Source organism: Bradyrhizobium sp. 61, from assembly GCF_023073075.1.
In the GTDB taxonomy this organism is placed as follows: Bacteria; Pseudomonadota; Alphaproteobacteria; order Rhizobiales; family Xanthobacteraceae; genus Bradyrhizobium; species Bradyrhizobium barranii.
Map to the genome: position 1 here is coordinate 1 of NZ_JADPIU010000046.1, position 2323 is coordinate 2323.

The 2323-nt window shown below is 58.3% G+C and carries 6 protein-coding genes; all 6 read right to left on the reverse strand.

The window, feature by feature from the left end; all coding sequences use genetic code 11:
* Positions 1-583, reverse strand: a 583-nt coding sequence (locus IVB46_RS13375; protein ID WP_247342931.1) for an ERF family protein, incomplete at its 3' end; no start/stop codon positions are given.
* Positions 584-751, reverse strand: a complete 168-nt coding sequence (locus tag IVB46_RS13380; RefSeq protein ID WP_247342934.1) for a hypothetical protein — start codon at positions 749-751, stop codon at positions 584-586. It abuts the gene before it with no gap.
* A gap of 82 nt (positions 752-833) precedes the next feature.
* Positions 834-1004 (reverse strand): hypothetical protein, encoded by a 171-nt coding sequence (locus tag IVB46_RS13385; RefSeq protein WP_247342937.1) that lies wholly within the window; start codon positions 1002-1004, stop codon positions 834-836.
* A complete protein-coding gene (locus IVB46_RS13390) occupies positions 1004-1255 on the reverse strand; it encodes a hypothetical protein (RefSeq protein ID WP_247342942.1) in 252 nt (83 codons plus the stop codon). Before IVB46_RS13390 ends, IVB46_RS13385 begins: the two co-directional genes overlap by 1 nt.
* Positions 1256-1443: 188 nt before the next feature.
* On the reverse strand, positions 1444-1653 hold the full coding sequence (locus tag IVB46_RS13395; protein ID WP_247342944.1) for a hypothetical protein: 210 nt from the start codon (positions 1651-1653) through the stop codon (positions 1444-1446).
* 12 nt (positions 1654-1665) lie between these two features.
* Positions 1666-2037 (reverse strand): helix-turn-helix transcriptional regulator, encoded by a 372-nt coding sequence (locus IVB46_RS13400; RefSeq protein ID WP_247342947.1) that lies wholly within the window; start codon positions 2035-2037, stop codon positions 1666-1668.
* Between the last annotated feature and the right edge of the window lie 286 nt (positions 2038-2323).

The window sequence follows — 2323 nt, forward strand, 5'->3', positions numbered from 1 at the left end:
CGCCTGTGACGGTGTTGCCGTCTCGGTCATCGCCAATCGCGATATTGAAGATCATCTTGAGCAGGTATCGCTGGCCGTATGTCATGGCCGCGCCGGCAGCATGCGTCTTCGTCATCACATCGCCGCCCTTGGCTCCCTTGGCTCCCTTGCCATCGGCCGGCATATCGACGTGATATTTGCGGGTGAACTTGCCGCGGGTGACGTAGCAGACGACCCGGATATGGTCTGCCGGCGCCCCGTCCTCCGTATTGAACGACAGGCCGAAACCTTCGCCCGAATAGACAGGCCGAATCGCCTTGTCCAAGGCGAAATAAGAGGCGTAGCAGCTGCGGGTCTGCGGGTTGTTGGCATCGGCAGCCACCGCGCGCATCTTGCTCTGCACGGTCGCCATGGACTCGTTGAAGGCCTCTTCGGCAGCTTCAAGCTGGATCTCTTTGCGCATCTGCCATGCGCGCTCCAGGCGCTCCATGGGGACGGAGGGATCGCGGGCGATGCGCTCCAGCATGCTGATGACAGCCGTCGTTTCAGACTGCGGGGGAAGGGGCGAAACAGCGCCAATGACGTTCTCAGCGGGAAGGTTCATTTACGCGAACTCCGGGTTTGCCATTTCGACAGAGACGGCCTTCAATTGCTCTTCGAACAGAAGGTCGTCGGCGATTTGTGCGATACGCTCTTGGCGCTCTTTCGCGGGCAGGGGCCACAGGAGCCACCAGTGCCGCAAAAGCTCATCGCCTAGTTGCTGTGAATTCATGCCAGCACCCACTTTGCGATTGCGAACACACCCATGCAGGCGATGAGGCAGGCGCAGAAAAGATCGATACGGTTCTCCGGCATCACGCCTTCTCCATCATCGCGTGCATGAACTCGATTTCGTCCTCGACCGCTTGCTGGATGACGCATGCAAGCGTCAGTCTGGCTGCTTCTGTGTTGAGCGCCGGTTCGTCGGAAAGAAACGCGGCAGCCAAGTCATAACTTTTGGCGTCGAATGTTCTGGCCTGCTTCATCACACGGCCTCGTGCTTGCGGTAGTCGCGGGCGTGGTCGAGCTGGAAGGCGGCGCTGTTGCGCTCCTCATCTTCCTCGGTGTTGCTGATCGCCTCGACCATGTCGGCAATCGCGGCGAGGCGGGTGTGGCCATAGCCACGGACGCGGCCGTCTTCTCGATCGAGGTAGGCGCCGAACTGACCGTTGGGGCATAGCCCGGTGAAAATGGTCTCGTCATTGGCCGGGAAGTAGTGCTTGCGAAGCTGGTCCATCTCGTCCCCGTCGTCGGCGTGATGCCGTGTTCGATGGGGAGTAACGTACACCCAGTGCACAGATTGCGTCAACTCAAATCGTACGTGTAGCGTACATTATTTTTCAAGACGTGCTAAAACCCTCCTGCCGGCATGGTGCCGGGGAGGGTTCCAGATGGGCAAAACCTACGTTCTCAGGGATGGTAAGCTTATTGAATTCCCAAAGCCTTCGGGTACTGAGCGCGCAGTGCGGCCAGCATTTCCCAGATCGCTCGGTATTCGGCTGGCCCGAGCTTTAGCTCAATCTCTCTACCGTCTCGCAGCACGATGGGAACAGTAAGCCGATTCTGGCTTGGATCTGCCGCGTCAATAAAGATTTCGATGTCGCCGACTTCCGCGGCTTCCAAGATGTTTTTCATCGGAATGGGTACCTATGCTCGCCCACTCGACTTCCGACCTTCGTTCCAGACCTTCAAAAGGGTCTCTGGATCAGGTGGGAGCGGTTCGCCAGGCGCCGGAGGAGGGGTGGTTATTAAGGTTGCGACCGATACGCCCAACGCCTTGGAGATCCCCTCCATAATGGGCTGGGAATAGGGGATGCGGCCATTTTCCATGCGGCCGATGCTGGCATATGTATAGCCCTTTTCGCTGATTTCGTTCTCCCGCAGATATTCAGCGACGTGTTCGGCCAGTTCCTCCTGCGACATTTCGCGGTAATCGCGCCACTGCTTGATGAACGTCTTTTGGTAGAGCGGGCGAAGCCGGGTTCCTGGAAGCTGGCGTTTGGTGATTCTTTTGGACATGTACGCATCATGCACGCTTACCTAGGGTGATTGAACGGCGCCATGCGCACAATGGGGCTTGACGTCCATCGTACGCATGGCGTACATTCCGCCCCATGCACCTCGCAGATTACATGACCCTGAACAACCTTGACGACGACACGGTGGCTGTCGGCATCGGGAAAACCCGCGTGACTGTCAGCCGGATTCGTCGGCGCAAGGTCAGGCCCGATTGGGCGACCATTGAGAAGATCACGAAATTTACGAAGGGAGCTTCGACCGCCGACGACTACCAGACGTTGGAGGC